General features: G+C 37.7%; 25 protein-coding genes and 1 pseudogene. 1 reads left to right on the top strand and 25 read right to left on the bottom strand.

Features of this window, described 5'->3' with window-relative positions:
- Positions 1–108 precede the first annotated feature (108 nt).
- From AC21OH_RS04775 to AC21OH_RS04730, 10 genes are all read right to left on the bottom strand, one after another.
- Positions 109–1,212, bottom strand: coding sequence for a hypothetical protein (locus tag AC21OH_RS04775; protein ID WP_491140185.1), 1,104 nt, complete (start codon positions 1,210–1,212; stop codon positions 109–111).
- Positions 1,213–1,322: 110 nt separating this feature from the next.
- Positions 1,323–1,439 (bottom strand): DUF2515 family protein, encoded by a 117-nt coding sequence (locus tag AC21OH_RS04770; protein ID WP_491140183.1) that lies wholly within the window; start codon positions 1,437–1,439, stop codon positions 1,323–1,325.
- A 156-nt stretch (positions 1,440–1,595) separates the two neighbouring features.
- Positions 1,596–2,708 (bottom strand): hypothetical protein, encoded by a 1,113-nt coding sequence (locus tag AC21OH_RS04765; RefSeq protein WP_491140181.1) that lies wholly within the window; start codon positions 2,706–2,708, stop codon positions 1,596–1,598.
- 98 nt (positions 2,709–2,806) lie between these two features.
- On the bottom strand, positions 2,807–3,037 hold the full coding sequence (locus AC21OH_RS04760; protein ID WP_487371670.1) for a DUF2515 family protein: 231 nt from the start codon (positions 3,035–3,037) through the stop codon (positions 2,807–2,809).
- Between the two features lie 58 nt (positions 3,038–3,095).
- Positions 3,096–3,467 carry a DUF7079 family protein gene (locus tag AC21OH_RS04755; RefSeq protein ID WP_487371669.1) on the bottom strand — a complete coding sequence of 124 codons (372 nt, stop codon included), beginning with the start codon at positions 3,465–3,467 and terminating at the stop codon, positions 3,096–3,098.
- Positions 3,452–4,288, bottom strand: a complete 837-nt coding sequence (locus tag AC21OH_RS04750) for a hypothetical protein (protein ID WP_487371668.1) — start codon at positions 4,286–4,288, stop codon at positions 3,452–3,454. The genes AC21OH_RS04755 and AC21OH_RS04750 overlap by 16 nt, the downstream gene beginning before the upstream one ends.
- Before the next feature lie 21 nt (positions 4,289–4,309).
- Positions 4,310–5,098: a DUF2345 domain-containing protein gene (locus AC21OH_RS04745; RefSeq protein WP_491140178.1), complete on the bottom strand. Its 789-nt coding sequence runs from the start codon at positions 5,096–5,098 to the stop codon at positions 4,310–4,312.
- A 498-nt stretch (positions 5,099–5,596) separates the two neighbouring features.
- Positions 5,597–6,271 (bottom strand): hypothetical protein, encoded by a 675-nt coding sequence (locus AC21OH_RS04740; protein WP_491140175.1) that lies wholly within the window; start codon positions 6,269–6,271, stop codon positions 5,597–5,599.
- 39 nt (positions 6,272–6,310) lie between these two features.
- Entirely contained in the window at positions 6,311–6,841 is a 531-nt protein-coding gene (locus tag AC21OH_RS04735; RefSeq protein ID WP_491140173.1) for a hypothetical protein, read from the bottom strand.
- 6 nt (positions 6,842–6,847) lie between these two features.
- Complete coding sequence (locus AC21OH_RS04730; RefSeq protein ID WP_487371726.1) at positions 6,848–7,171, bottom strand: integrase core domain-containing protein; 324 nt, start codon at positions 7,169–7,171, stop codon at positions 6,848–6,850.
- A gap of 173 nt (positions 7,172–7,344) precedes the next feature.
- Between AC21OH_RS04730 and AC21OH_RS04725 the strand changes: the two genes are divergently transcribed.
- Positions 7,345–8,510, top strand: a protein-coding gene (locus tag AC21OH_RS04725; protein ID WP_491140049.1) for an IS3 family transposase whose coding sequence is annotated in 2 segments (ribosomal slippage) — positions 7,345–7,603 and positions 7,603–8,510 — 1,167 coding nt in all. Because the reading frame shifts where the segments join, the coding sequence is not laid out codon by codon here.
- Here the strand turns inward: AC21OH_RS04725 and AC21OH_RS04720 are convergent.
- From AC21OH_RS04720 to AC21OH_RS04650, 15 genes and pseudogenes are all read right to left on the bottom strand, one after another.
- Positions 8,498–9,004, bottom strand: a complete 507-nt coding sequence (locus AC21OH_RS04720; protein WP_487371661.1) for an IS3 family transposase — start codon at positions 9,002–9,004, stop codon at positions 8,498–8,500. The two genes, AC21OH_RS04725 and AC21OH_RS04720, sit on opposite strands and share 13 nt — an antisense overlap.
- A complete protein-coding gene (locus tag AC21OH_RS04715; RefSeq protein ID WP_487371662.1) occupies positions 9,001–9,312 on the bottom strand; it encodes a transposase in 312 nt (103 codons plus the stop codon). The genes AC21OH_RS04720 and AC21OH_RS04715 overlap by 4 nt, the downstream gene beginning before the upstream one ends.
- 69 nt (positions 9,313–9,381) lie before the next feature.
- A pseudogene (locus tag AC21OH_RS04710) lies at positions 9,382–9,492 on the bottom strand (IS982 family transposase); the annotation flags it as partial.
- A 174-nt stretch (positions 9,493–9,666) separates the two neighbouring features.
- Positions 9,667–10,434 carry a hypothetical protein gene (locus AC21OH_RS04705; RefSeq protein ID WP_487371663.1) on the bottom strand — a complete coding sequence of 256 codons (768 nt, stop codon included), beginning with the start codon at positions 10,432–10,434 and terminating at the stop codon, positions 9,667–9,669.
- Positions 10,435–10,445: 11 nt separating this feature from the next.
- Positions 10,446–10,937: a hypothetical protein gene (locus AC21OH_RS04700; RefSeq protein WP_487371664.1), complete on the bottom strand. Its 492-nt coding sequence runs from the start codon at positions 10,935–10,937 to the stop codon at positions 10,446–10,448.
- A 157-nt stretch (positions 10,938–11,094) separates the two neighbouring features.
- Positions 11,095–11,250, bottom strand: coding sequence for a hypothetical protein (locus AC21OH_RS04695; RefSeq protein WP_487371665.1), 156 nt, complete (start codon positions 11,248–11,250; stop codon positions 11,095–11,097).
- Positions 11,250–12,752 (bottom strand): DUF2345 domain-containing protein, encoded by a 1,503-nt coding sequence (locus AC21OH_RS04690; protein ID WP_491140170.1) that lies wholly within the window; start codon positions 12,750–12,752, stop codon positions 11,250–11,252. Before AC21OH_RS04690 ends, AC21OH_RS04695 begins: the two co-directional genes overlap by 1 nt.
- Entirely contained in the window at positions 12,749–12,964 is a 216-nt protein-coding gene (locus AC21OH_RS04685; protein ID WP_487371652.1) for a hypothetical protein, read from the bottom strand. Before AC21OH_RS04685 ends, AC21OH_RS04690 begins: the two co-directional genes overlap by 4 nt.
- Before the next feature lie 103 nt (positions 12,965–13,067).
- Positions 13,068–13,760, bottom strand: a complete 693-nt coding sequence (locus AC21OH_RS04680; RefSeq protein ID WP_487371651.1) for a hypothetical protein — start codon at positions 13,758–13,760, stop codon at positions 13,068–13,070.
- Between the two features lie 8 nt (positions 13,761–13,768).
- Positions 13,769–15,202, bottom strand: coding sequence for a zinc metalloprotease (locus tag AC21OH_RS04675; protein ID WP_487371650.1), 1,434 nt, complete (start codon positions 15,200–15,202; stop codon positions 13,769–13,771).
- 9 nt (positions 15,203–15,211) lie between these two features.
- Positions 15,212–17,875: a DUF2345 domain-containing protein gene (locus AC21OH_RS04670; RefSeq protein WP_491140167.1), complete on the bottom strand. Its 2,664-nt coding sequence runs from the start codon at positions 17,873–17,875 to the stop codon at positions 15,212–15,214.
- 94 nt (positions 17,876–17,969) lie between these two features.
- Positions 17,970–18,773 (bottom strand): OmpA family protein, encoded by an 804-nt coding sequence (locus AC21OH_RS04665; protein WP_487371365.1) that lies wholly within the window; start codon positions 18,771–18,773, stop codon positions 17,970–17,972.
- A gap of 74 nt (positions 18,774–18,847) precedes the next feature.
- Positions 18,848–19,810, bottom strand: coding sequence for a type VI secretion system-associated protein TagF (gene tagF / locus AC21OH_RS04660; protein WP_487371364.1), 963 nt, complete (start codon positions 19,808–19,810; stop codon positions 18,848–18,850).
- Positions 19,807–23,850, bottom strand: coding sequence for a type VI secretion system membrane subunit TssM (gene tssM / locus AC21OH_RS04655; protein WP_487371363.1), 4,044 nt, complete (start codon positions 23,848–23,850; stop codon positions 19,807–19,809). Before tssM ends, tagF begins: the two co-directional genes overlap by 4 nt.
- A 60-nt stretch (positions 23,851–23,910) precedes the next feature.
- Positions 23,911–25,395, bottom strand: a complete 1,485-nt coding sequence (locus tag AC21OH_RS04650) for a hypothetical protein (RefSeq protein WP_487371362.1) — start codon at positions 25,393–25,395, stop codon at positions 23,911–23,913.
- Positions 25,396–25,707 lie beyond the last annotated feature (312 nt).

Below are 25,707 nucleotides of genomic sequence, written 5' to 3'. Positions count from 1 at the left end.
CCGCTAGCCACAGTCTGCATCGCAAGGAGCTGTGTCAGTAAATCCGTTTCAATCAGGTCTAGCGGTTAGATAGTATTCTTGCATAGAGTGGGCGTCGTTGAAGCAATTCTAAGCTTCTCCATCAAATTGCCAAATGACAACTCCCCAATTATTGTTTGGGTAGTCTGGCATGATTGTGCCTTGTTTGAAATAGGCTCGGCTGTCAGCTTTAGCATGGGTAAACCAGAATCCTGATTTAGGACAAGGCTGATTTGCAGGACAACGTCCTCGAGCTTGGCTGGTTATTTCAGGTTTAGCCTTTGGTTGGTTCTCATAGTAAGGTGTCATGTCTTCGCCAGCATCTTGACGTTTAATGAATTCTTCAAAGGTTATTTTATAGGGGTCAATTGATACAAACTTGCTGGTGTCGATACCTGTCTTCTCTAGCACAATTGGTAAGGTGTAGTCTGGTTGATCTTGTTGGATGTCGAGGCCCATTTCTAGAGCTTTGGATTCACTTTCTAATCTCCAAGTGGGAATTTTCAAATAAATTTTAGGATATACCGTCTCCCAATCATTTCGATGATCAGCGCCTACAGTCGATTTCACTTTTTCAATTTGGTCGTATATAGTGAGAATTATCAAATAATGGCGATTATTTGTCATTTCATCTGTTTGTCGGTTTAATCGTATATCCATAAACGTATCAGTATTATTTCGTACTTTCCATATTTGCGAATCACTCAATTGCATCCACTCATCAAAAGTTAAGTCTTTAGATATATCTAAGTAAAACTCATGGCCTAGTGGATTTATAGAGAATTCGAAACTATCATCTGGAGATAGCCGTGCATGAGATATACCATTATCATAAACCCAACCCTTATCTTGCAACTGCTTAAAGAAAGCCATAGTTTTCTCATAGGCTTCTTTATCACTTATACTTACTTTATCTTTATTGTAGAGAAAAGCGATATCATAATTCGTTAACAGACCATCGTTTATTTTTACATTATCATATGCCATGACATACATCACGCCATCTATTAGGATTTCATCATTAAAATATTTAAATAGCAGTGGTGCTTCTTGATAACGAGGAAAGTCATAGCCTTGAAAGGTAGCTCCCATTGGCTGAGCATCTGCTTCCTGATATTGCTTATAATCAGGATTCATTTCATACAGCTCTTTTGCTGTAATATTCAATGCAATTTCTAAGGGCTTACTCGGCATAACGACCTCTTTATTAGCTTGACAAGCAATTGTATAAAATAATAGAACAATAAAGATAATAGGTAAGCATAGTCGTTTTAACATAGGGCTGAAACGTATTTTATATAAGCTCATGAGTCTGCCTTGTTGTACCAACTAACCATAGTTCTTAGCTGATTGTGCATATAAGTCTTTTCATTTTGCATCAATCCATGAAATTTTTTAGCAGCCCTATTAATCCATTTCATTCTATTCTCCTTATTAGCATTTGCGATGTTTTTGTAAGCTACTATACTGCCACTAGCCAAGCGCCTGCAACCCTGTGCTTTACCAAGTATAATCGTTTCAATCGGGGCTAGCGGTTAGATAGTATTCTCGCATAGGGTGGGCGTGGTTGAAGCTTTCTAAGCTTCTCCATCAAATTGCCAAATGACAACTCCCCAATTATTGTTTGGGTAGTCTGGCATAATTGTGCCTTGTTTGAAGTAAGCTCGGCTGTTAGCTTTAGCATGGGTAAACCAGAATCCTGATTTAGGACAAGGCTGATTTGCAGGACAACGTCCTCGAGCTTGGCTGGTTATTTCAGGTTTAGCTTTTGGTTGGTTCTCATAGTAAGGTGTCATGTCTTCGCCAGCCTCGAAGCGTTTAATGAATTCTTCAAAGGTTATTTTATAAGGGTCAGTATTAATTAGATTTGCAGTATCAAATCCAGTTTGTTCTTTAACTAACGGAAAGGTATAAGTAGTTAAGGTTTTGTCAATAGGAATATTTTTTGAGATAACTTTAGATTCAGAGTTTAGTCTATAAATATGTGGTTCTCTTTGATAATGTTGAGCAAAAGTCTTCATAATAGATTTATTACTTTCAAGATCTACAAAACGTTCGAGTTCACTTAATTGGTCATGAAATTCATAAGCAAATAGTATAGTTGTATCGCCATTGTCCTCTATATTACGCCACATCTCAATCTCTAAAAAAGTATCTGTGCCATGGCGTAGATACCAACGATGAATGTAGGAGGTAATTTGATTAAACTCTTTAAACGTGAGTGGATAACGAAAATCTAAGTATGAGGCATTCCCACCTGCTAACGCATATTTGACTGCATTTTCAGGTGTGATGCGCGGTGCATTTATAGCGAAATTATATTCCCAGCCCTGATTTTCTAACTGTTTAAATATCTTCTGTACTTGTTCATAGGCTTCATGGTCTGTTATGTTATCAGGGTTATTGCCACGAAGGAAAGTTACAATTTTAAATTGAGGTAAACGATAGTCTTCAATGCGAGTATCATCCATTACATTGATAAAACTAATGTTATTTAAAACCAACTGACCCTCAGGGTAATTAAATTTTGCACCTACTTTACTACCACGAGGAAAGTCAAAGCCTTTTTGATCTCGTCCGATTGGACCTTTAGTAAGCTTTTGGAAGTTTTTAAATTCAAAATTGTTATCATATAATTCTTCAGCAGTCGAATGTAATGTTAGTTCTAAGAACTTATCTTGAGGTGGCATGATATTATCCTTATTATTACTGTGACAGGTTACATAGGTAGTCAAACCTATTAAAATCAGTATAAATATAATTATCTTCTTATTTATCAGATGTCGTGTCATACCCAACCTGCCATAGTTTCTAACTGTTGATGCATATAGTCTCTCTCCTTACCAAACATATATTTCTCAAAAAGATCAGCCACGCTATATATCCATTTCATTCTATCTTCCACATTAGTTAGATCAATATCTTCATGAGCATAAGACTCATATGGACCTGAATTAGTTGCACTGAGTGTAAGCTTTAATGGGGGAGCTAAGCCAAAGGAGTGACTTTGTAGCCACAAGTCTTTTTTAGCCCTCCAATCTTCATATATGACTCTCAAATCTAAGTAATGTTTTAAATTATGAGGTTTGACCTCTTTTATCTTCTAAATATTCTTTCAACATTTCCCATTCAGATTTATATTTCATTTTGTATATACTTGCCTTTATATCTATTAAAAATTTATAGGCTTTAGAATTGCTATACTTATAAGCATGTTTTGTGATGTTTTCTTCTAAAGCCTTCCTATTAAATCCTCCCCAAGCTATTGGAGCAGCAGCGAGTAAATTCGGTGCGCAAACTGGAGCAACCTCATAAAATAATGTGTATTCAATTATTTCATTAGAATAATTAAATATTTTTCTAGCTACAGATTCATATGGTATCTCATTATCAATGAATAAATCAGACAAAGGGTACCAAATCTCTTGTTCTCCTAAAATACGTTCCATGTTACATACTCCTCAGACTCTTCGTAGATTTTTCTGGAAAGTTCAGCCCCAGCCCACCCACCTGCCAACCCTCCAATAGAAATAAATGCTAAAAAACATATTGGGCTGGCAGGCCCACAGACGAAAGAAGCAGCAGCTCCGCCCAACGCTCCTCCAGCAATACCACCGCCTATGGTACTTCCTTGAATAACAAACTCCTTTGACTTGTTCTCTGCATTCATAATATAGTAAATTGCAAAAGCAGCTGTTACTACCCAAAATACCCTACCTAGAATACTTAATGATTTAGATTTTACTGTTACGCTAACTCTAGCCCTACCAGAAGCTCTTATCAAATGATATTGAACCATTCTATGTTCAATATCATCGAGCTGACTATATGTCTTTTTGAATAGATCGTCAGCATATTTATCTAGTAATTCCAGCTCAGTTTTTCCATATTGTTTAAGACGAATAGCTTCAGCGTTTCCAACTCTAGAACTCAAAACTCTTGTCTCATCCATTATTACATTACGCATTTCGTTACTATATGAAACACCTTCTGCTAAAGAAATCTCACCAGAACGGACTGATTGTAAAGTCTTATATGACATCTCCTTTATTTTACGTACATAGTTAACTCTAGCATTATTATCTTTTATAAATTGATTAGCATAGGTTATTGAAACTGATTGAAATCTCTCTACGCAAAATTTTAAAACCTCATTTCCATTAACATAATTAATATTGTTTATTCTAGCTTGCTCTTCGAGATAAACTCTATCTTTCCAAACTCTGTTAGCTGACCCATAATCACTAAAGCCTGTATAACCATCACTCATTAGAAGTTGTCCTTAGGTTTACTATCTAAATATTAAGTTTAATAGTTCATCTACTAAACTATATTTAGGTTCACTACTTTCTTCGTAAAGAATCTCAAATTGATCAACATCTTCTTCATATATACCTTGAAATACAACATAACTATTATTATAAAATTCAGAGTCAATAACCTCACCAGTGTTAAGTGTCAATCTACACTTCATACCTGTTATATCTAAATCTTTTTCTTCAAAAGCAATCCAATCAGGTTTTCTTAAAGTAGCGTCTTTTAGTGTTAATTGTTTACTAGGCAACCCATCAAGCCCCAGCCCATCAAACCCACCACTAGCTGGATTATGCTTACCCGCTTTTTCAATAAACTCATTGGCTTTAATCGTAATATCACCGCCCTCAAGCGTAATACTCGCTGAGCCTGCATTGATAGTTACCTTATTGGTTGCCACAACCTCAACTTCTTTAGTTGAAGACGAAATATTCACATCCTGCTTAGCGGTTGCCTCAAGTCGTCCTGTATGTGCCGATACCATGATATTGTCTTTGGCGTTAGTCATACTCACACTACCATCTGCCACAATAGTTGTAGACTCACCACTGACTTGATGGTGCGTTTTACCACTGGTAACAAACCTATCTTCTTGCGTGGTTGATAGCATTTCACCCATAGCGCGATGAACCAGCAAATCTTCACTCACATAACTGCTATCAGCAGCGCTGTCGATTAAGGTATACGGGGTTTTATGATGCGTGGTTTGGGTTTGCTCTTTGGTAATGGCCTCAAGTTGGATCTTGATATCCTTATGGCTATTCACATTGCGACCTAAACCTGTGGCAAGCTGGGTTAAGCGCTCGCTTAGATGCTGACCACCAAGGCTGGTTTGGGTGAGGGTAGGGGTATGATGTAATAAAGACGTATACAGGCTGATTGGAGAGTAATAGTATTTCCCGCTTTACACTATTATCTTGGTTTGCACAGGGGCAGTCGCTAAGGCTAGTATCATTCCTGTACTGCGATAATGTTAATAGCCTAGCGCCTGCAATCCTGTGCTTTACCAAGTATAACCGTTTCAATCGGGGCTAAGGGAAGATTGTATTCTTACTTAGGGTGGGCGTGATTAAAGCTATTCTAAGCTTCTCCATCAAATTGCCAAATGACGACTCCCCAATTATTGTTTGGATAATCTGGCATAATTGTGCCTTGTTTAAAGTAGCCTCGGCTTTAAGATTTAGCATAGGTAAACCAAAATCCTGATTTAGAACAAGTCTAGTTTACAGGGCAACGTCCTCGAGCCATTGAGATGAGTTCAGGTTTAGCTTATGGTCAATTTTTCTACCATATTCAAATTACATTCTTTAATAGGATGACTAGATTTTTCTAAGCCCCATAATTCAAATAATATTCCTTTATAAAATCTATGAGTGTGATAAATTTTATTATTTTCCCCCGAGCTTTTGTTTAAAACTATTTCATTATCAATCTTATATAGATAATCTGTATAAAGCTCATCTAATAACTTAGTACTCGCTTCTTCATCATCAATTATTAAGTTAATAGTCTGTTCCATCTCAAACTTGTCTCTATCACTTAACTCATGCCCTAATTTATTTCTTTTATAAGCATCATTGAAGCCATATGTAACATTGCTAATATAGTTATCACCTAAAACTCGTATGTATCCTTCACTTTTTTCGAATGTAAAAGTATTTGTATAATCTTCATTTTCATAAAAATTATCTCTTAAAGTATTCCATAATGTCGAATGTCTTAATCTTTTGATAAATTCAATTCTTGAAACAAGATTTATTGGATTTTTTCTTTCTACATCGGTTACGGGTATAACAAGCTCTATTAGCTCATACTCAGCAATTGATGTAAATTGGCGACAATCTTCAATAGGGTTCTCTAAATTTGATTTTCTATTTGTTAAATCATAACAACTAGCTATAGTAAAAATCGGAAATATTATATACATAATCTTAAACATATCTATAACCCCAAAATTTATTAGTTTTATAGTTTTAATTCACACTTCTGTCTTCTCTAAGTAGATCCCACTGCCATTTAAATAGTGACCACATATGATTGCGGTACTGATTACTACCACCACTATTTTTGTCGTTGAATCTAAAAAAAATGAGTAGTCCATTAAATTATCAGTATATCCTTGATAGAAACTATGTTTAGTTAATGAACGACTAGCAAATGTCTGAGGTAAGCTAAAGCTGTGACCTAGTTCATGAGCAAAAGTGTCTAATCTAACGTTTCCCTTGTCAAAAAGTACAACTGCATTTCCCCACACCATTGAAAAGCAGTCGTTGTTGAAAGTGCAATCAAATAGATTTTCAAACATGTTTTTTTCACGTGCTTGAGCACTACCAAGGGTAGTATAAGTTCCATCTGTTACTTTATAGTCGGTAAATATCACGAAGGTTTTTTTATTATTCTTCCCTTCTATTCCTCCTGGGGGTACGTACTTCTCACTAAATGTTTCATATAATTTAACTATATCTTGTTTTAAACTACTACCCTTGTTTCTAGGTATTGTAGTGGTCAAGTTTAATTAGACAACAGATAAGAGGTTTTGATTGAAATAGCGTCTTTCTTTTTCACTTGGTGGTAAATACTCATTAAAAGTATGAGGTCTGACATTTTGATAGTAACCCCAAATGTAGTGGCAAATAGACCTATTAGCCTGTGATATATCTTCATAACCATCCTTAGGCATCCATTCTGTCTTAAAGCCTCTAAAGAAACGTTCAGTAGGAGCATTATCCCAACAATTCCCCTTACGACTCATGCTTTGGATCATATCATCGCATTCAGCGACTCCTTCACCAAACTCTTCACTCGTATAATGTGTCCCCTGATCTGAATGGAATAGCACATTAACTGGTTTAAGCCTTGTTTGATATGCCATGTGCAGTGCTTTAACAGTCAAAGTACTGTTCGGAGAGTCTGAAACGCTAAAACCAACGATACGGCGAGCATATAGTGAGCTATGCTGAAGAAACCGTAGAGATAAACTTGGTAAACTAGTGACTCAATGAGGAGTTTACCATGACCAAGAAAATCAGAACTTATAGCGCAGAATTCAAAGCCGAAGCCGTCAAGAAGATAGCACAGAACAACGGAAATATTACAGCGACCGCAAAGCAGCTTGGCATCGCCATGCAAACGCTATCGAACTGGCATCACAAAGCCAATCAAGGCAAACTTGAAGGGACAGAGCAGTACGATCCACAGCTTATGGCTGTGATAGAAGAGAACAAGCGCCTTAAACGACAGCTTAAAGTTGCTGAAGAGGAACGAGAGATCCTAAAAAAGGCCACCGCGTACTTTGCGAAAAACAATTAGTGAAGTACGCCTTTATAAAGACGAATAGACAGATTTTTAGTATCGTCTCTATGTGCCGGGTATTAAAGGTTAAGTGTTCTAGCTACTATGACTGGATAAATCGCGATATCAGTGAGCAGCAGATACATCGTAACCGCTCTGAGCTACTGGTTAGAGCCGCTCATAGTGAAAGTAAAGAACGTTATGGTGCTGAGCGACTGCAGGCAAAGCTGACAGAGCAAGGGTTTGATATTAGCCTATACATGGTTCGACGTATCAAAGAAGAACATAACATCAAATGCCGTCGCCACAAACGCTTTAAAGTCACCACCGACTCACACCATAACAAGTTAGTTTATCCAAACGTGCTGGATCAAAAGTTTGAAGCCAGTCGACCTAATCAATCTTGGGTCAGTGATATGACTTATATCTGGACAAACGAGGGCTGGCTGTACTTGGCTGGTGTTAAAGACTTGTATACCAAAGAGCTTGTCGGCTATGCCATCAATAAACGTATGACTGCGGATCTTGTATGCCGTGCACTCAATATGGCCATTAAGAACAAACGACCCAGCAAAGGGCTAATCGTTCACTCTGATAGAGGTAGCCAGTACTGCAGCCATGCGTATCACAAGATCATCAAGCAGCAGCATTTTATAGGCTCTATGAGTGGCAAAGGTAATTGCTATGACAACGCTCCGATAGAAAGCTTCTGGGGTACATTAAAGAATGAACTGGTATATCACCAAGACTATAAAACAAGATTTGCAGCGATCAGCGATATCATTGGCTATATTGAGCTGTACTACAACCAAACGAGGATTCAAAAGAGTTTAGGCTATAAATCGCCAAGACAGGTGTGGTCTGATTATTGTCGTCAGGCTGCGTAACTAAAATCTCCCAAGTTTAATTGTACGGATTTGACAGCAGGGGTCAATAGGTCTAGAACCACAGCTAAGTAGCACCAGCCACCTTTTATACGAATGTAGGTCACATCCCCTTTCCAGACTTGATTAGAAGCAGAAGGTGTAAAGTTTCGATTTAAGATATTGGCATATATTTTATGTGTTTCATCACAGTGCTTGTATCTGTGTGTCTTTAGTTGCCTACTGACCAAACCCATCTGCTTCATAAGCTGGGTGACTAAGTAACGCGTCAGTTTCACGCCGTGTTCATTGTTTAGTAAGGCGACAATGGTACGCGCCCCTGCTGACTGATTAGAATCATTAAAAATCTGACGTATTAAGGCTTTGAGTTGGATACGCTTAACGTCAATAGGTTTTATACGTGTGCCATAGTAGTAACTACTTCTCGCTACCTCAAATAGGTCACATAGCTGACGCTTGCTTAACCGTTTATCTTGCTCTGAAAGTTTTTTAATCAACGATATACGTTGAGGTTGTCTGATGCCAGCAGAGCTAATGACTTTTTTAATATGTCTTTTTCTATTTTGAGTTGCCTAACCTCTCGCTCAAGCTCTTGAATACGACGCTGATCGTCTGTCAGTGCTCGACCCTCAGTAGATGTGATGCCTTGTTGTTCTTTACGGTACTTGCGTACCCAGTTGTCGAGTGTTGAGTGTCCAATACCTAATGAGTCTGCGACTTCTGTTACTTTGCGTTTGTCGTTAATGACTAGGTTGATGACTTCAAGTTTGAATTCTCGACTAAATTTGCCGTATTGTTGAGTCATGGTGTTGTCCTTTTTTAGGTTAGTATAACCTCTTAAAAGGTGTCTAAATTAATTATGCCACTACACGGTGTCACTTAGTTTAGGAGCATAACCGCCTCTTCTTAAAGGCTTTTGAACGACTAAGTTGTAATACTGCTCTACCATTAGATAGATATTAATGATAAATTCGTCAAGTGGCATCTCATTGTCCATTAGTCTTCTTGGTCGAAAACTTGTAGGATGGTGAGGTGCCCTTATTTTTTCAACCCCCTAAAAGAGTTGAGAGTGAGGTAAGTTTTATTAATCCATCCTGCTATTTTCACTATTTCTCCTTCAACAATATCTCTTTTATCACCACCACTTAGTTTAATATTTTTAATCTTTAAATAGCGTATGTGATGCACAAATATCTTCCATTTGGTAATAATAATGATAGTTATCTAACTTATCCTTTATTAAAATAAACTTTTCTGACTCTAAATTACTGTAATCATACCCAATAAAGAAGTCCACTCCGTCTTTTAAGGTTCTCTTATCACCATCACATTGTATAATTTGTTTCATATCGAAATTACTTAAATCTTCTTCATTTTCGTATCTTATATAAAAAACGGTATTTCCTATCTTCCCGCGTGTTTCTTGCATAGGTAAGTTGTGATATGTGCCTATTTTTTCATCTTTATAATCTTCATTCGCAAATCCTTCTTTTGACTCGGCTAAAAAATTATCAGCAACTTCTCTATATCTTTTGTCTAAAGGTATGTTCACGTTAGTTACAGCAAACCTTCTAGTAATGCCATAGACTGATGTCTTACCAATTATTTTATCAATAATTAATACATCGTCGACTACTTTGATAAAGTATTTGTATTCAGTTTCACCAGAAGTCATACTAAAGTCCGTTAATACATATTTATTATCAACTGACTCTATTACAGTAAACCTTAATGGTATATAGGGATATGGCTTTATTTTTTCCAAAACAGATTCTAACTGTTGCTTAGAAGGATAAATAACACAACGAATCTCATCGTTACAACTGTTTGAGTCAGATAAAGTAGTGTGGTGGCTTTTATTGAAAATACCTTCGTTGCAACTACATAAAAAAATGATAGAACATATACCTAAAACCATTAATCGCATTATTGATATCCTTATCTAAATTCTTTTGGTAAGTTGGGTGAGGTACTTTCTAACCAGCCTTCAATAAATTGCGTATTGCTTGCTATAAGATGTTTTTTGTCATTACCATTAATTATTGCCCTAGCATCAACATAGTTTATGGCTGTTTGATTGATATATTGCGAGAGCTTGCGCCCTGTGAATTTACCTTCATTCATGCCATAAATCATTATTGGAACAGAGTACTGATACTTACAAGCTAAGTCTGGATTATTTACTAAATCTATATTTAAAATAGAGCTAAATTTTTTATAATTTGTTTTACCAGTTATTTGTACAAGACCCCTACCTCTGTACTTAAAACCATCTCCTGGTTCGTCGTTTCCAAGTTCCTTAACTTTTCTAGGATTATATTCAATATCATATTTGTTAAAGTAGTTTCTTGCCCCTACTTCTGGTAAGTTACTAAACAACATAACAGGACTTAAATAATGATATGCTTCAATAAAAGCAGTTGATATCATATAAGCTATCTCATATAAATTGGGTCTATGTCCATGCAGTCCTCGAATAAAATAGTCGTTGATTTTTTCGCAAACTAGTTTTAGGTTATTTTGGCTTTTAGTATTAAAGGAATACAAAGTGCAATTCTCTCCATCACCCATCTTCAAATTAGTGCAATTATTTGAACTTTTCTACAAAATCATCGATAACTATCAACCTGGAATTATTGGTAATATTAACGGTTGTTACATCTAAATCTTTTTGAGTAGTAGTCTTAGATAAATATTGCTCGTCATATGGTAAATCACCAGGACGATCTTTAAATATACTCATTATATACTCTCCATATTTTTAATTAGCAAATGAGCTTTAATTTCCTGCTCAATTGAAGTACGTAAAATCTCTGTATAACCATCTATATCAGTCGTACCTTCAAACAATTCACCTGTTTGTTCAGCCTGCGCAATATAATTTACAAAGCTATAGGGTATATCATCGTCATCAACAAATCTAAACTGAGCACTATACTTATCTAACTTCAAATGCACCTTGATCTCATCAGGTTTAGCGCTAAATAAAGTTTCTGTCTTTCCTTCTTGATCTGTAAAACCTTTAGATATCTCTTTAGTACGCTCATTAAGGGCTATATATGGAGTGTATTGGTAGGGTATTTCTAAATCATCAGCAAACTGAAACTGTGCTTTATAAATAGCGCCAGCAATAAACTCAGGCAACCCATCAAGCCCCAGCCCATCAAACCCACCATTAGCTGGATTATGCTTACCCGCTTTTTCAATAAACTCATTAGCCTTAATCGTTATATCACCGCCCTCAAGCGTAATACTCGCTGAGCCTGCATTGATAGTTACCTTATTGGTTGCCACAACCTCAACTTCTTTAGTTGAAGACGAAATATTCACATCCTGCTTAGCGGTTGCCTCAAGTCGTCCTGTATGTGCCGATACCATGATATTGTCTTTGGCGTTAGTCATACTCACACTACCATCTGCCACAATAGTTGTAGACTCACCACTGACTTGATGGTGCGTTTTACCACTGGTAACAAACCTATCTTCTTGCGTGGTTGATAGCATTTCACCCATAGCGCGATGAACCAGCAAATCTTCACTCACATAACTGCTATCAGCAGCGCTGTCGATTAAGGTATACGGGGTTTTATGATGCGTGGTTTGGGTTTGCTCTTTGGTAATGGCCTCAAGTTGGATCTTGATATCCTTATGGCTATTCACATTGCGACCTAAACCTGTGGCAAGCTGGGTTAAGCGCTCGCTTAGATGCTGACCACCAAGGCTAGTTTGGGTGAGGGTAGGGGTATGATGCTGATAATCATGCTCAGAGCTTTGGTCATGAGTTTGGGGTTGGCTTGATAGGACCAGTGCTTGACCCGTTTTGACACTTACTTGTGCCGTGGTGGTGGCATGTATGCCGTTACGCTGAGGAGTCGACTCTGTGCTTGCTGGGTTAATGATACCCATCTTAAGGGTAGCATCGACATCACCTTGGTTGATATTAAGCTGTGAGTAGGCTTTATCAGTTCTATGATCAGTTATCCATTCTGAATGCCCACCGTTTGCAGTATGTCGATAGCCGCTTTCTATTGCTTTTTCATTTTTAGCTTTAAAAAGACTAGGACGCGTGGTAGACAATAAGCTACCCGCATTGATTAGATGCTCACCATCACCAAGTGACTGAACCAAGGTTTGATCATCAGCTCTATGGGTGAAGTGTGTCCCATAGTTTGCGCCTGCTTGTGCTTCCATACGGTGTATAGGCTGTGCAGGTGCATCAAATAAGGCAAGGCGAGTAGGGGTCATGTTATCACGGCTGTCTGTGTCTGAACGATCTGCTGCGACATAAATGACTCATCCAAAGTGTATTGACTAATATATAGCTCAACTGAATAAGATGACTGCCTGCTTTTAAATTTGAAGCAAAATTCTGATAGTACTTGATGGTAACGAATCACCCCGCCATCTTGGCTATTATTTTTTGTTTCAGTATGCTGACAGCCTGTGGTGATTAACATAGGTGATATCAGTGCGATTAAGTCAGGCTGAGTGTTTCACTAGGTTGTAAATTATTTGCTGTTTTTCATGTTATATCAAGCCCTCTAAAAACTTTAAGCATTTTTACTTTGGTTTAGGATTGTACAACGCTAGAACTGTTGCATCATCTTCTAGACAAGAGGTTAAATCTATCACGCCATACTTCACTTGTTTTAGTTGAACGGTGCAACCTGTATATTTAGTAATTTTAGGGTTAGCTAATAATTCCTGTAAGAATTGCTTAGGATTATCCACGCCACTTATCTCAAGCATTTTATAAACCGTATCTTTATAAGGCCCTGTCAGTTTATCTTTTAGTTCATAGTCACCTGCTAAGTAGAGTTCTTTGCCTAAATATTTCCCTTCCTCTTTTAAAAAAGAATAATGAAATAAAGTATGGTCAGTATTACTCACATATCCTTCAAATATATAATCATTGTCAATTAAGGACTTTGTTGTAGACTCACTTTCAATAATATCATCATAAAAATAAGTCTTGATTTTTAGTATATTCCATTGAGAAAATTCAAAGGATGTATGATACTGGCTAATTGGAGTTTTTACCATATAGGGCTCCCAATCATCTACGGGATCACTAGCATTTTCCTCTGAGTTGGCTTCTATTATAGGCTCTTTTATCGTTTCTAAATTCTCTGTATTTTCTATAGAATTATTGACATTAGTGTTTTGTTCAACATTTGTAATTGAAGGCGAATCGCAGGAAGTCAACATGAGACATAGAACTGAAGCAGATAATAGCGAGATTAAAGATGTCATAGGATTCCTTATAATTTATGGACACTTGGATCTTTATGCATTTGATACCATTGATATCGGGTAAATGACAATCTTTTGTTATTGTTTTGTATTACTCTTCCACTTATACGCCGCCAAGTATAATCCATCACTTTGTCACTAAAGCCTTGATAAAAAACATGAGGAGCTTTAGAGTCAAATACATGTCTGAGCGTCAAGCTATGACCGATTTCATGAGATAGGGTGTCATTTTTACTGTTAGCTTGACTAAATATAATAACACTATTGCCCCATTTTATTTTGCTTCCTGTAATTTCAGCATAGGCAAAACCGTTTATACTGCCAGCACTAAAGTCGGTATTAAAAATAAAGGTTCTAGGATTGTTTGGGTTATTCAAACTGACTTTATTTCCATTAATATCTTTTGGAGTATGATCTCCATATAGCTCATATAACTCTATTAATTGATTCTTAATAATGCTAATCAGCTTGTTTTGAGCATCTTTTTTATTAAGACCATACTTTTTTTGAATACCTGCTACACCAGCTTTGACAGTGGCTAGAAATTTACTAACTTTAGAGTATCTAGTTAATTCATATAACTTAAATTGTGATTGTACTCGCTTCTCAGCTCGTATCAATGCTTGATTAAAAGAGAGGTATTTTAAATGGTATTCAATATCCCTTGACCCTTTAATAGTTGATGATGGCGAGGACAACACATCTACAAACACTAACTCAGCTTTATAGGTAACATTATTTTTATGTACCATCAACTCACCTACTAAATGCCTTTGATTACTATTTGATATTGCATAGACGGCAATATTTTCATGAGTAGTGAGTAGTTGATTTTTCACTCCTTTTACATGAACTGCTCTTTTAGTAATATAGTCATTTCTTTTTTTGCCATTTATCCTATCTACTACAGTAGCGGAAGGCCCACTTTTCAATAAATTGGAAAGTGGTATTTCAGCAGGAGAAACAGTTAGTTTGCTCGGATTAGAAGAGACAAACACTATTTTTTTATAATTATCAGCAGTCAAAGGGGTTGTGGCACCAATGATTTGTTGTACTTCTATATCAAGCTTAATACCTGCAGAATGCATATCTGAGCCACCGCGGTAGACACTATTGGTAGTATGAGGAAATATGACTAACCAAGCTGGTAGATAATCCCTGTCCCGTAGACTACTAGATAATTTTGCATCTTTAAGGTAAATATTATTAAAATTTACTATGTTACCTTTATATAATTTTTTGCGAGTAAGAGTTGGTTTACCTCGTATTAGTTCAGATACTTCTTCTATCGGATACCTATCAGCATCTCTAGGATAATCAAAACCATAGCGACCAGCCATATCTTGTGGCTGTCTAAAATGTACAGTAAAGTTTGGACGACTTATCCTTACTAATTTAAAAGGATCTCGAGGTCCCATGGCACCATTAGAAGTTTGACTCATAATTTCGTCCTATTTATTGTTATCTTGCCAATCAAGCTCTAAATGAATCTCAATTTCATCTTGATTATTTGAATAAAAACGTTCCGACCACCCTTCATCATCTGTAACGCCTTTAAACTCTTCACCAGTACGTTTATTAACAGCTGTGTAATGCGTATTTGCATACGGCACGTCATCATCATCAACAAAGTGAAAAGCCAAGTTGTAAACCCCATCCATCAGTGACTTTTTATCGGAAATCATACTAGGCAACCCACCAAGCCCCAGCCCATCAAACCCACCACGAGCCGGACTATGCTTACCTGCTTTCTCAATAAACTCATTGGCCTTAATCGTAATATCCCCGCCCTCAAGCGTAATACTTGCTGAGCCTGCATGAATCGTCACCTTATTACTCGCCGCAATCTCAACTGCCTGGGTTGATGACGATATAGTCACATCCTGCTTAGCCGTTGCCTCAAGTCGTCCCGTATGCGCCGATACAATGATATTGTCTTTCGCATTGGTCATACTCACACTACCGTCCGCCACAAGGGTCATAGACTCACCGCTCACCTGATGATGCCCCTTACCACTGGTCACCATCCTATCTTCTTGCGTGGTTGAGAGCATCTCACCCATAGATCTATGCACCAGCAAATCCTCACTGACATAACTACTATCAGCAGCGCTGTCTATCAGGGTATAAGGCGTAGTGTGATGTGTGGTTTGGATTTGCTCGTCAGCGATAGACTCAAGCTGAGTCTTAATCTCTTTATGGCTATTAACCTGACGACCTAAACCTGTCGCAAGCTGGGTTAAGCGCTCGCTTAGATGCTGACCACCAAGGCTGGTTTGGGTGAGGGTAGGGGTATGATGCTGATAATCATGCTCAGAGCTTTGGTCATGAGTTTGGGATTGGCTTGATATGACCAGTGCTTGACCCGTTTTGACACTTACTTGTGCCGTGGTGGTGGCATGTATGCCGTCACGCTGAGGAGTCGACTCTGTGCTTGATGGGTTAATGATACCCATCTTAAGGGTAGCATCGACATCACCTTGGTTGATATTAAGCTGTGAGTAGGCTTTATCAGTTCTATGATCAGTTACCCATTCTGAATGCCCACCGTTAGAAGTATGTCGATAGCCGCTTTCTATTGCTTTTTCATTTTCAGCTTTAAAAAGACTAGGACGCGTGGTAGACAATAAGCTACCCGCATTGATTAAATGCTCACCATCACCAAGTGACTGAACCAAGGTTTGATCATCAGCTCTATGTGTAAAGTGTGTCCCATAGTTTGCGCCTGCTTGTGCTTCCATACGGTGTATAGGCTGTGCAGGTGCATCAAACAAGGCAAGGCGAGTAGGGGTCATGTTATCACGACTGTCTGTGTCTGACTGTGTAGCAGTTATTCCCGTCATCGGCGGGGTGCTGTGTTTGCTATAAAAAGCACCTACCCATGGGGTATCGGCTGTGATAAGAACCAGCTGGGTTAAGTGCGTACCTGAATCTATGTAACTTGCATGGCGCTGCATATGGCGTTTGCTTAGAGTGAGTCCTGTGATATGCGATAGGTTGTTACGCATCAGATGCACCAAATGAATAACGCGGTATTCATTATCTAGGCTATCATGACCTATGAGATGAAATCTATCTGCGATAGTGGCATCGGTAGCATGGCTTAGTGCATGGTATTGATTGTGTTGATAGGTACTATACTCAGCCAATATGTTGGCATCATCGATGTTTTTGGTATCGGTGACGGGCGCAAATGCAGCGGGAGTGTCGATGTTTAATTGAGTAGTGAAAACGTCGCTATTATAGATTGGCTCGTTTTGAGACGCTTGATGCGGATGAGAAACCTCTAAGCTATCAAAGCGTTGTACGTTTACCGTATTGGGTATAGCCACTATCTTTTGATTGATGGCTATGACAGGCGCATCGCTGCGGTCATGCATGACTTGGTGATAGCGTATCGAGCCTACGTTTTGGCTAATACTATCCGATTCAGTAGGCTGTGAGTTTGTTATAATAAGCGTTGGCGGTTTGTGGTCTTGTGTCTGATTATGGCGCAGATAAGCAGTTAGGCCTTGACGTGACAAACGTTCACAAATATGAGCCCAGTCGCTTAATTGCCACTGAGTCATGCGCGCCGGTGTCCAGTCTTGTCCGCTGTCATCGACAACCTCAATATCTAGATTTGATACGCGTTCTGATACCATGCTAATTACGTCGGTTTGGGTGTCGACATGTGAACGTGGGTGCTGATGTAGTTGACTGATACTAGGCTGAGCAATAATGCGATAGTATCCATAGCTGCCTTCATGATCAAGCTGGCGTATGGCAGTGATAGTTAAGTGTCGGTAGGCTGTGCCACTTGGTATGTCATAGCATAGCGTTAAAGGACTATTAATTAAAGGGTATAGCGGCGTGAACGGCGGCTTTATATGCTCGTGGATATAAACTTGAAGGATATAAGTATCAATGCCATGCTGATCATGCTGCAAAGAAGCTACAGGGTTTAACAGGCGGGTGATGGTAGCTTCTGTTTCAGCTTTGATTAAGCGCTCTATCCATTCTTGATGCACCTGAGTGTCTTGGGTGCTACTGGCATAGGGCGCTTGTGTACTGCCTTCACTGGCATATAGCCGATCAAGAATCATGGGTATGTCGGTGTTGATTAGGGTAGACATGATTCGTTATTCCGTTCGAGTTTAAGAGTGTTATTTAAGTGTAGAGCCTGAATGTGATTTGGGTGCTTTATTCCAAGTCATCAGTTGATCAGGTTCAATCACTTAATATGAATTCAATTCGTCTATTGCGTGTGCGCCCTTCGGCAGTGTCATTACTGGCTATTGGATCGCTGTCACCTCTACCACTTGTTGAAAGTCTTGAGGAATCAATCCCTCTACCTATTAGGTACTCTTTTACAGCTTCGGCGCGTGCATTGGAGAGAGATAAGTTAGCATCAGCGTTACCCACATTATCGGTATGGCCGATAATGGTCACTGATTTGTCTCCAATATTTCTTAATACACCTGCCATATCATCCAATATTCCAAGCCCTCTTGGTGTCAGATTAGCGCTACCGGATTCAAATTCTACAATTCTATCAGCTAATGTATTGTCTATAAGCTGCTGCTCACCTGAGTTATTGGTAACCACCAATCGATTATCTAATTGGTATAGGTCGGTAAGGCGGCTATGAATACGATTTTGTATGGCGTTTTTTTGTTCGAGTGTATCGACTTTGCCATGCAAACTTATGACTGTACCGTGAATATCAATTCTACCTTGACGAATATTGGTGATGTCACTATCTATTATAGCTGCTGAAATCTCTTGCCATTTGGTTGGAATATTTATGTTTGAGCGCACTTCAACTTCGTCTTGAACTTCTTGATTTGGAAATTGTGCTTTTAGTTTGTCTATGAGTTGCTGCTTTTCAGATTGTGAGGCCACAACCCCTTTAATAACAACGGGGGCGGCTGCAGCATAACTCATTGGTGCAACATAAAAGGCTAGGCTCAAAGCTATGCTGACCATACTCTTTGATTGCAACCTGTTTATTAAGGTATTTGATAACGTCATATTAAGCCCTTAGTTGTTCTATTTATATAAGCTGTTCTATAAAATTTGTACTATGAAAGTTCATAAAATTTAAATTATTGACCTAAGAAAATTTGTTTAAACAACTTACGTACATCGTATAATATCAAACCGTCTTCTAGCAATATTTTGTGTAATCGGCTCAGTCCAATATCTTCAGCAATATAATCCTGAGTCCACTCACTATCTTGAAGACATACCCAGAAATCTTTATTCTGACAGTTGTTCGAATGAGAAATTAAATGGTTTAGCAAGACACCATCAAGCTCATTAAAATTTAACACCATCATGTATCTATCTTTTAGTTGATACAAGTAGGTATTTATGGAAATTTCATGAGGTTTGTAAAACCCATTTATTAAATCATGCCAAAACGTAGCAACTTGAATAGAGCTTGCCATATCTGTAGTAAGCGGCCAACTCAAACGTTTATTTAATCCAATAAAGCCTTTGGTAAATGTTGGTAAAAATAAAAGTCCTGTTGCAATGATTTGCTGAGCAAACGCTTCTTTATCGAACCCAACCATTCGAGCACATTCTTCAAAAGTCACCGTATTTATAAAATCATAATAATCAGCATTTGAGTGTTCTGCACTTGGCAAAGCGCAATCGTTGAGTGCGGCCAAAGCGTTGGAATCATCATTTTGATGAATGGATTGTGCCAAGCATTTATGTGTGATATCCCATAATTCTTGAGAATTGATTGCCGTATAATTCAACCAGCTTTTAGGATTATTATGCGACTGAATACTCATTCCAATAAGCGGGTACTTTCTATCTGAGGAGTCTTTACTAGGAATCATAACCCCAGTGACTACTTCATGCGTGGTCGTATCAACATGACTAAAATAAATATTAGAAGAGGTTGACGCTGTAAAAGCATCCTTATTTTGAACCAATGCGTTACTGACCCAACGATCTATAATATCTATTTGAGAAGCATGCGTTCTAGATCTAATGAAATCACCTCTGGAGGGGATTTTTCCAAAATAGACTAAGGGGTGTGAACCTATCATCATTGAGCCGTTACCTCGGTATTACTATTGTCGGTTGTGTCGGGTGAGGTAGTTGTTCCATCAACGTTTAACGCATTGTTATTTACCGCATTATTGTTAGTTGCATTGTCCGTCGTTGTGGCACCAGATTGCGTACCTTCATCCGTTTGTAAGGGGTTGGTAGCATTCTGATTATTATTAGGTGGGTCGGTCTCAGTATTAGTGTTTGTTGGCGAACCGTTATTATTTACAGTTTCAGAGTCTGGCGTTATATCATCATTAGATGGCTCAGCTACTTGAGTAATACCACTACCCACAACCTCTTCAGGTAACTTCATGCCCACAAATGGATTATCTGATTGACCTGGTGAGGTGGATGCGCCACTACCGCTAATGATTCTAAACCGTACTGGTATGGTAATACCATCACCAGTCCATTTCATCTCATAAATGCCATTATCCAACTGCGTTCTAACCGCAGTATTGATCATGCGCTCAACACCGAAGCTACCTGCTTCTTCAAACACTGTATAATCTCTACCATCGTAATCTTTTGCTCGGATGCTTGCACCAGGTTGACTACTTGGGTTTGGCCATATAAAGGTTGTCCAAGCTTGTGAGCCCATTCTATATCTAAGCTGCTGACCATCGACGACAATCGTATATTCAGTCAAACCACTAACAGGCAATGGCATAAATTGGAAAGTAGTCTGGTTAGCTGCCGGCGCTGATGATGAAGTATTGGCATTGCTTCTACCACCCGTATAGTTCAAATAGTATCGACTAAAGTCAGCGACAAATTTAGGCGTTAATCCCAAACCAGCCCCATTCCAAACTTTGCTAGATATTTGATTGCCTCGTCTGATAATAAATGGTGACAAGGTTTCGTTAACGAATTTAGCAACATACCCATCATTTCCAAAGAACTGACCAATCTCCGCAGGAGTAGCCTCTATATTAGCATTGGCAGTAAATGGATATTTTTTAGCTAAATTGTCCGCAAATGGTTTATAAACTTGAGCTTGCCAGACCTTATTGATTTCAACTTTAGTGGGTTCTAAAAGCATATTGAATGATCGAGTTAAAGGGTTACTCAGTATCGGTCTGATAATCTGTTTGATATCAGAATTGGCTTGACTGAGTATTTGTTCATCCAAAATTTGCAAAGACTTACTGAGCTCTGATCCTTCTGGACTAAGAGTTTGTGAAGCAAAAAGTAACGCATCAGGTCCAATATCACCAGTACGAGAGATGTTGTTAAAACGAGTGGTAATATTCGCCAAGCTTTCTAAGTAATTATCAATCAAAGATTTGTCTTGATTGTCCTCTCGAGTTTCAACTAAAGCATGAATAGATGCGAACTCTTGAGCAATCATCCCCGAGTTATTAGGCAAATTCTCGCTCGTTGGAGAATTACTGTTTTGGCTATTGTTCATTGCTGAATTAGCCATTCTTAATTCTGCAGGACTTTGTCTTAGGATGGTTTGCTTAAACCAATCCAAAAACCCTCGTTTAGCACCTGCATTATCAGCAGCATTCGTAATTAGGTTTTCGTTATCCCATTGTGTTTGTCTATCCACGGTTTTAAATAGTGTTTTCAATGGAGAGTTTTGAACATTGGATAGCTTGTTTAATAATTCCGAATGATCTTCAAAGCTTTCACTCTCGCGTATATAAACTTGAGATAAGAAACGCTTCCATTCAGCAATATATTCATTCTTATATCGATTCACAAGATAGCTACGTATCTGTTCAGGACTGCCTGTTAAAGTCAGATCACTTTGAGCACTCGACCCAACTACCCAGTCGTTTGCAACTACTTTTGTGGTAGCAGCCTTATCGATTTCATCATCGATAAAGGACTCCCATGCTTGCTTGGTAAATGTACCCGAGATGACATAACTGCCTAATAAGGTTTCACTTGAACTATCTTGAACAATTTGAGCGACAGTCACCGAAGGGAAACGAGCAGAAGCCCGCATTTTAATTTCAGCATAAACTCTATCGCGTGCAGGAACCCCTTTACTAACTTGTAGAATATTAGCACGGGTATTGTCTACTAATGCCAAATCAGACTGAATTAGAGGGAAGTTTGGATGATCGATATGCGCTAAAGAGAAGGTCAAAATTCTTTCTGCTTCCCTAATAAGCTTATCTCTAGGCATATCTCCGCGATTGGCTTCTAACCAATTGCGCCAAAACCTGGTCATTTGATCACTTAAATGACTGGTTTCAAGATGTTCATGATCCGCGAGCATCAAATACGCTTTTAACGTGTTATAAGCATCTTCAACATCTGTCGGGTCCGACTGAATATAAGATTCATTAGGATTAAAACTCTGAATATTATCTTCCGCACTGTCTTGCTTTATCTCAAGAGCATTGGCATTGGTATTAACTTCTGATAAAAATGATTCAAAGCTTTGTTTGGTAGGTTGTAAGATAATGATATTGACACCATTAAAATACTCAGCTAAAAGCTTTTGTTTTAGCTTGTCACCCTGATACAAACCAAAGCTTAGTGATAAGGGTTTGTCCTCATCATAATCTTCTAATTGCTCAATTCTATTTTGTAAAATGGCTAATGATTCAAGCTGACGTCTCAGATTGGTATCAGCAGAGGACTGTATCTCAGCAACTTGTTCTAAATCAGATTGAACTCTACTAATGAGCTGCTGATTGTTGGTATAAGACCATGTCCACAAACCTGCAGCCAAACAAATTACTCCAATAGATGCAACGGTACCAATCGCACGGTAGTTACGCTGATTTCGGTTTTTATGTTGTTTGACCAAATGTTTATCTTTTAATATGACTTTAGAAAATAAGTCATGTAAAAAATAAGCTTTGTCTTCCGTTGTCTTTGAAGATGCTAAAGGAACAGTAGGGGACTGCAAGCCAAACTTCTGCATCATCTGAGAGGTCATTTGACTGCTAACCTCACCCTCTTGAAGGGCGCTAGTAAAGTAAAAGCCTCTTAAAATTGGTTTAAACTGAAAAGGATTATCTTCAAATAAAGTATGCATCAAGGTGCGAATTGCAGGGCGCAACGCCTGAAATTCCATGGGAAAGGTCATTAAACTTGGAGATACAGTACGCTGATGTCTTAAAGAGAGCTTAGTCGTACTTAAGTCCTTTAAGCCGTCTACAAGTATATTAAAGTGTTCTTCAAATACCTCATCGATGTTCACATCATCAGGCTTTTCAGGGTAGGGAATGGTAGCACCCCATGCTTGTTCGCGTTCATCTTGTTCATAATCCTGAAAGAAATCTCTAAATCCTGAGATCAAATCCATTTTAGTGAATACAACATAAACTGGCGCGTAGACTTCAAGTTGCTCGGTTAGATCCTGAACTCTACTACGCAAATTTTTGGCCAGTTCTAACGCATACTTATGGTCGTTTTTGGTCAATTCTGCAATACTGACTGCGATAATGATACCGTTAATCGGAGCTTTTGGGCGGTTCTTTTTAAGCAAGTTTAAAAACGACATCCATTCGGAACGATCATCATCGTATGCAGAATAGCGTCCAGCAGTATCCAATAAGATACCTTCAGATGAGAAAAACCAATCACAATTTCGAGTGCCGCCAACGCCTTTGACTGAGAGCTGATTGGTTTGCTCCATAAATGGAAACTTTAAACCAGAATGCAAAACAGCCGAACTTTTACCGGCAGAAGGATTACCAATAACCATATACCACGGCAACTCATAAAGTGCCGCTCGGCCAGTTTGATCGCCAAGTTTTGATTTTCTAATGGTTTTAATAGCAGACTGCATCTGCTCACGCAATACTTGAACTTCTTGAGAGTTATCAGTTTTGACGACCTCAGCATCGGTATTGTCTTCGACCAGATCTGCCAATTCTGCCGATGCTTTTTTTCTCTTTTTTATATAATAGTAGGCTATCAAGCCAATCATTAAAGTGGCGATAATAATAGAGATTATTGTAATAAAGGTATTAAGAGCTACCTTATCGTATAATAAAACCAAACCTACAATAATAGCTAATCCAATTAACACCCTTGGATTGTATAATAAGTGGTAAAACCTTGAAAACATGCAATATACCTAATGTTTTATTGTAATCTTAATAAATGGGATGTCTTGAGTGGTGGAGGACTAGTTGGATTTAGGCTTTGCTGACCATAGAAGATTTGAATCACTATATTCAGTCAACAAATAAACCGCATCAAAATCTTCAAAATCATCGAGCGTGGCATCTACAAATAAGCTGAGGCTAATCAATGAGTTTAACCAAGCATTCCTTTGCATATAAAAGCCTAGATTAGTACTCTCTATAAGTGCGCCCTGTTGTTCTAATCTATCGCTCAAGGTCATAATCAAAGAGGCATTGTGAGGTTGTTTAATAATATTAACATTTGTTAATATTTGATAATTTTTATCCAATAAATCTGAAGCACTATTCTTAGCTGAATTTTGTTTGTCGACTTTCTTTTTACCGGCTTCTTTATTACTTGATACTGAATTTATTGATGAACTTAATGCTGAATCCGCTGCTGCATTCTGTTCAATAAATCTTTCAGAAAACTTTATAAAATCTTTATAATGGTGATTATAACCATTTTCAGTATCTTTTTCTTCAATAAATTTAATTAAATTGTACTGTGTATCAGTATGACTCCCAACAATTTGTTCTGTCATTTTATTCCAAGTTACAATCAATACACCTGCTTCTTCAGGTACTGGTTTGTCATTAGACTGATTAGTATTTGAATATAATGTGTGACTGTTATCAACCCACTGTTCATTTATTTCGGACTCAGTTGCAAATATAATATTTAAAATTGGTCCAGTGTCTTGATCTAAACTAAACACGTGATGTTTGATAGCTTCATATTCAGGTTTATTGTTAGGATCATAAGATTGAATAACTACTTTAATATAGTCTTCGGGAAATCCTAATTGTCGCATTTGATAATTAACAAAGTTATTAATGATGTCTTGATCGTATGACATGACTTCATTCAAAAATACGATGACATTGATGCTGGATATAATTTGTATATCATCGTAAGCTGATCGGTCTATATTTTGGTCTTCGGTACTGATGTACGATTGTTGCCATTCAGGATGCATGCTAGCAGCAAGATTGACCTGATTGTATTTAGAATTTAGCTGATCGTAGTTCGCACTAAAACGCATCAAAACAGCCTGATGCTGCGACACTAAGCTATGAATTAATTCACATAGCTTAAGTGTGGCAGGCTCTATATTATCAATATCAATTCCACTACTTGAATCTAAGACCTCTAGATTTTTAATAGGTTTGGTCAGTAAAGGAATGCCATCAAAGTCTAATAAGATATCGTTAATCTCAGTTAAATCATCAAGATTGTTAACGATGTCCTTATAGCTTTCACCCTCTGGAAGTATGATACCAGCATACATAAATATATTATGAATGGTATGATTTACTTCATCATCTTTAATAATGATATCTTTGTCATCTGAGGTTGTTTTGGGCTCTGATAATTTCTTTCGTTTCCATTTTATCCCTAAAAACAAAGCTATAAATATTATAGGAACGAGCAGCAATCCTATAACAATTTGAGAGACAGTCAAATGGTCAACGTTATCTTTCAAAAACTTCCATATTAGGATCAAATACGCAATAAATAATATTACTAAAAAATAGAGCGCATACTTTAGAATTTTATTGCCAGCCACAGACTTTATCTCTATTGTTATCAGTTTTAAAAAATGATATATCACCAAAATTGGTATATCATTCTAATATAAAGTTATATAATAGAAAAGTTTGAATTTAAAATGTATAAAATTTTAAGAAGGTTTAAACTATTTTTATTGTGGATATTATTTAGTTATACCTAGATAGTAGATATTCTATAGCTATTTAGTAGCTATTTATTGAGTAGAAAGCTGGGTTAAATTAGC

The organism is Psychrobacter sp. CX10, from assembly GCF_057621575.2.
This window is presented reverse-complemented; position numbering and strand designations above follow the sequence as displayed.

Bases quoted from the DNA above. Each gene is read 5' to 3' on its own strand.
- AC21OH_RS04775 (WP_491140185.1), bottom strand. From the start codon at position 1,212: ATGCCGAGTAAGCCCTTAGAAATTGCATTGAATATTACAGCAAAAGAG.
- AC21OH_RS04770 (WP_491140183.1), bottom strand. From the start codon at position 1,439: ATGAAATGGATTAATAGGGCTGCTAAAAAATTTCATGGATTGATGCAA.
- AC21OH_RS04765 (WP_491140181.1), bottom strand. From the start codon at position 2,708: ATGCCACCTCAAGATAAGTTCTTAGAACTAACATTACATTCGACTGCT.
- AC21OH_RS04755 (WP_487371669.1), bottom strand. From the start codon at position 3,467: ATGGAACGTATTTTAGGAGAACAAGAGATTTGGTACCCTTTGTCTGAT.
- AC21OH_RS04750 (WP_487371668.1), bottom strand. From the start codon at position 4,288: ATGAGTGATGGTTATACAGGCTTTAGTGATTATGGGTCAGCTAACAGA.
- AC21OH_RS04740 (WP_491140175.1), bottom strand. From the start codon at position 6,271: ATGTTTAAGATTATGTATATAATATTTCCGATTTTTACTATAGCTAGT.
- AC21OH_RS04715 (WP_487371662.1), bottom strand. From the start codon at position 9,312: ATGACTCAACAATACGGCAAATTTAGTCGAGAATTCAAACTTGAAGTC.
- AC21OH_RS04705 (WP_487371663.1), bottom strand. From the start codon at position 10,434: ATGCGATTAATGGTTTTAGGTATATGTTCTATCATTTTTTTATGTAGT.
- AC21OH_RS04700 (WP_487371664.1), bottom strand. From the start codon at position 10,937: ATGATATCAACTGCTTTTATTGAAGCATATCATTATTTAAGTCCTGTT.
- AC21OH_RS04695 (WP_487371665.1), bottom strand. From the start codon at position 11,250: ATGAGTATATTTAAAGATCGTCCTGGTGATTTACCATATGACGAGCAA.
- AC21OH_RS04690 (WP_491140170.1), bottom strand. From the start codon at position 12,752: ATGACCCCTACTCGCCTTGCCTTATTTGATGCACCTGCACAGCCTATA.
- AC21OH_RS04685 (WP_487371652.1), bottom strand. From the start codon at position 12,964: ATGTTAATCACCACAGGCTGTCAGCATACTGAAACAAAAAATAATAGC.
- AC21OH_RS04680 (WP_487371651.1), bottom strand. From the start codon at position 13,760: ATGACATCTTTAATCTCGCTATTATCTGCTTCAGTTCTATGTCTCATG.
- AC21OH_RS04675 (WP_487371650.1), bottom strand. From the start codon at position 15,202: ATGAGTCAAACTTCTAATGGTGCCATGGGACCTCGAGATCCTTTTAAA.
- AC21OH_RS04670 (WP_491140167.1), bottom strand. From the start codon at position 17,875: ATGTCTACCCTAATCAACACCGACATACCCATGATTCTTGATCGGCTA.
- AC21OH_RS04665 (WP_487371365.1), bottom strand. From the start codon at position 18,773: ATGACGTTATCAAATACCTTAATAAACAGGTTGCAATCAAAGAGTATG.
- tagF (WP_487371364.1), bottom strand. From the start codon at position 19,810: ATGATGATAGGTTCACACCCCTTAGTCTATTTTGGAAAAATCCCCTCC.
- tssM (WP_487371363.1), bottom strand. From the start codon at position 23,850: ATGTTTTCAAGGTTTTACCACTTATTATACAATCCAAGGGTGTTAATT.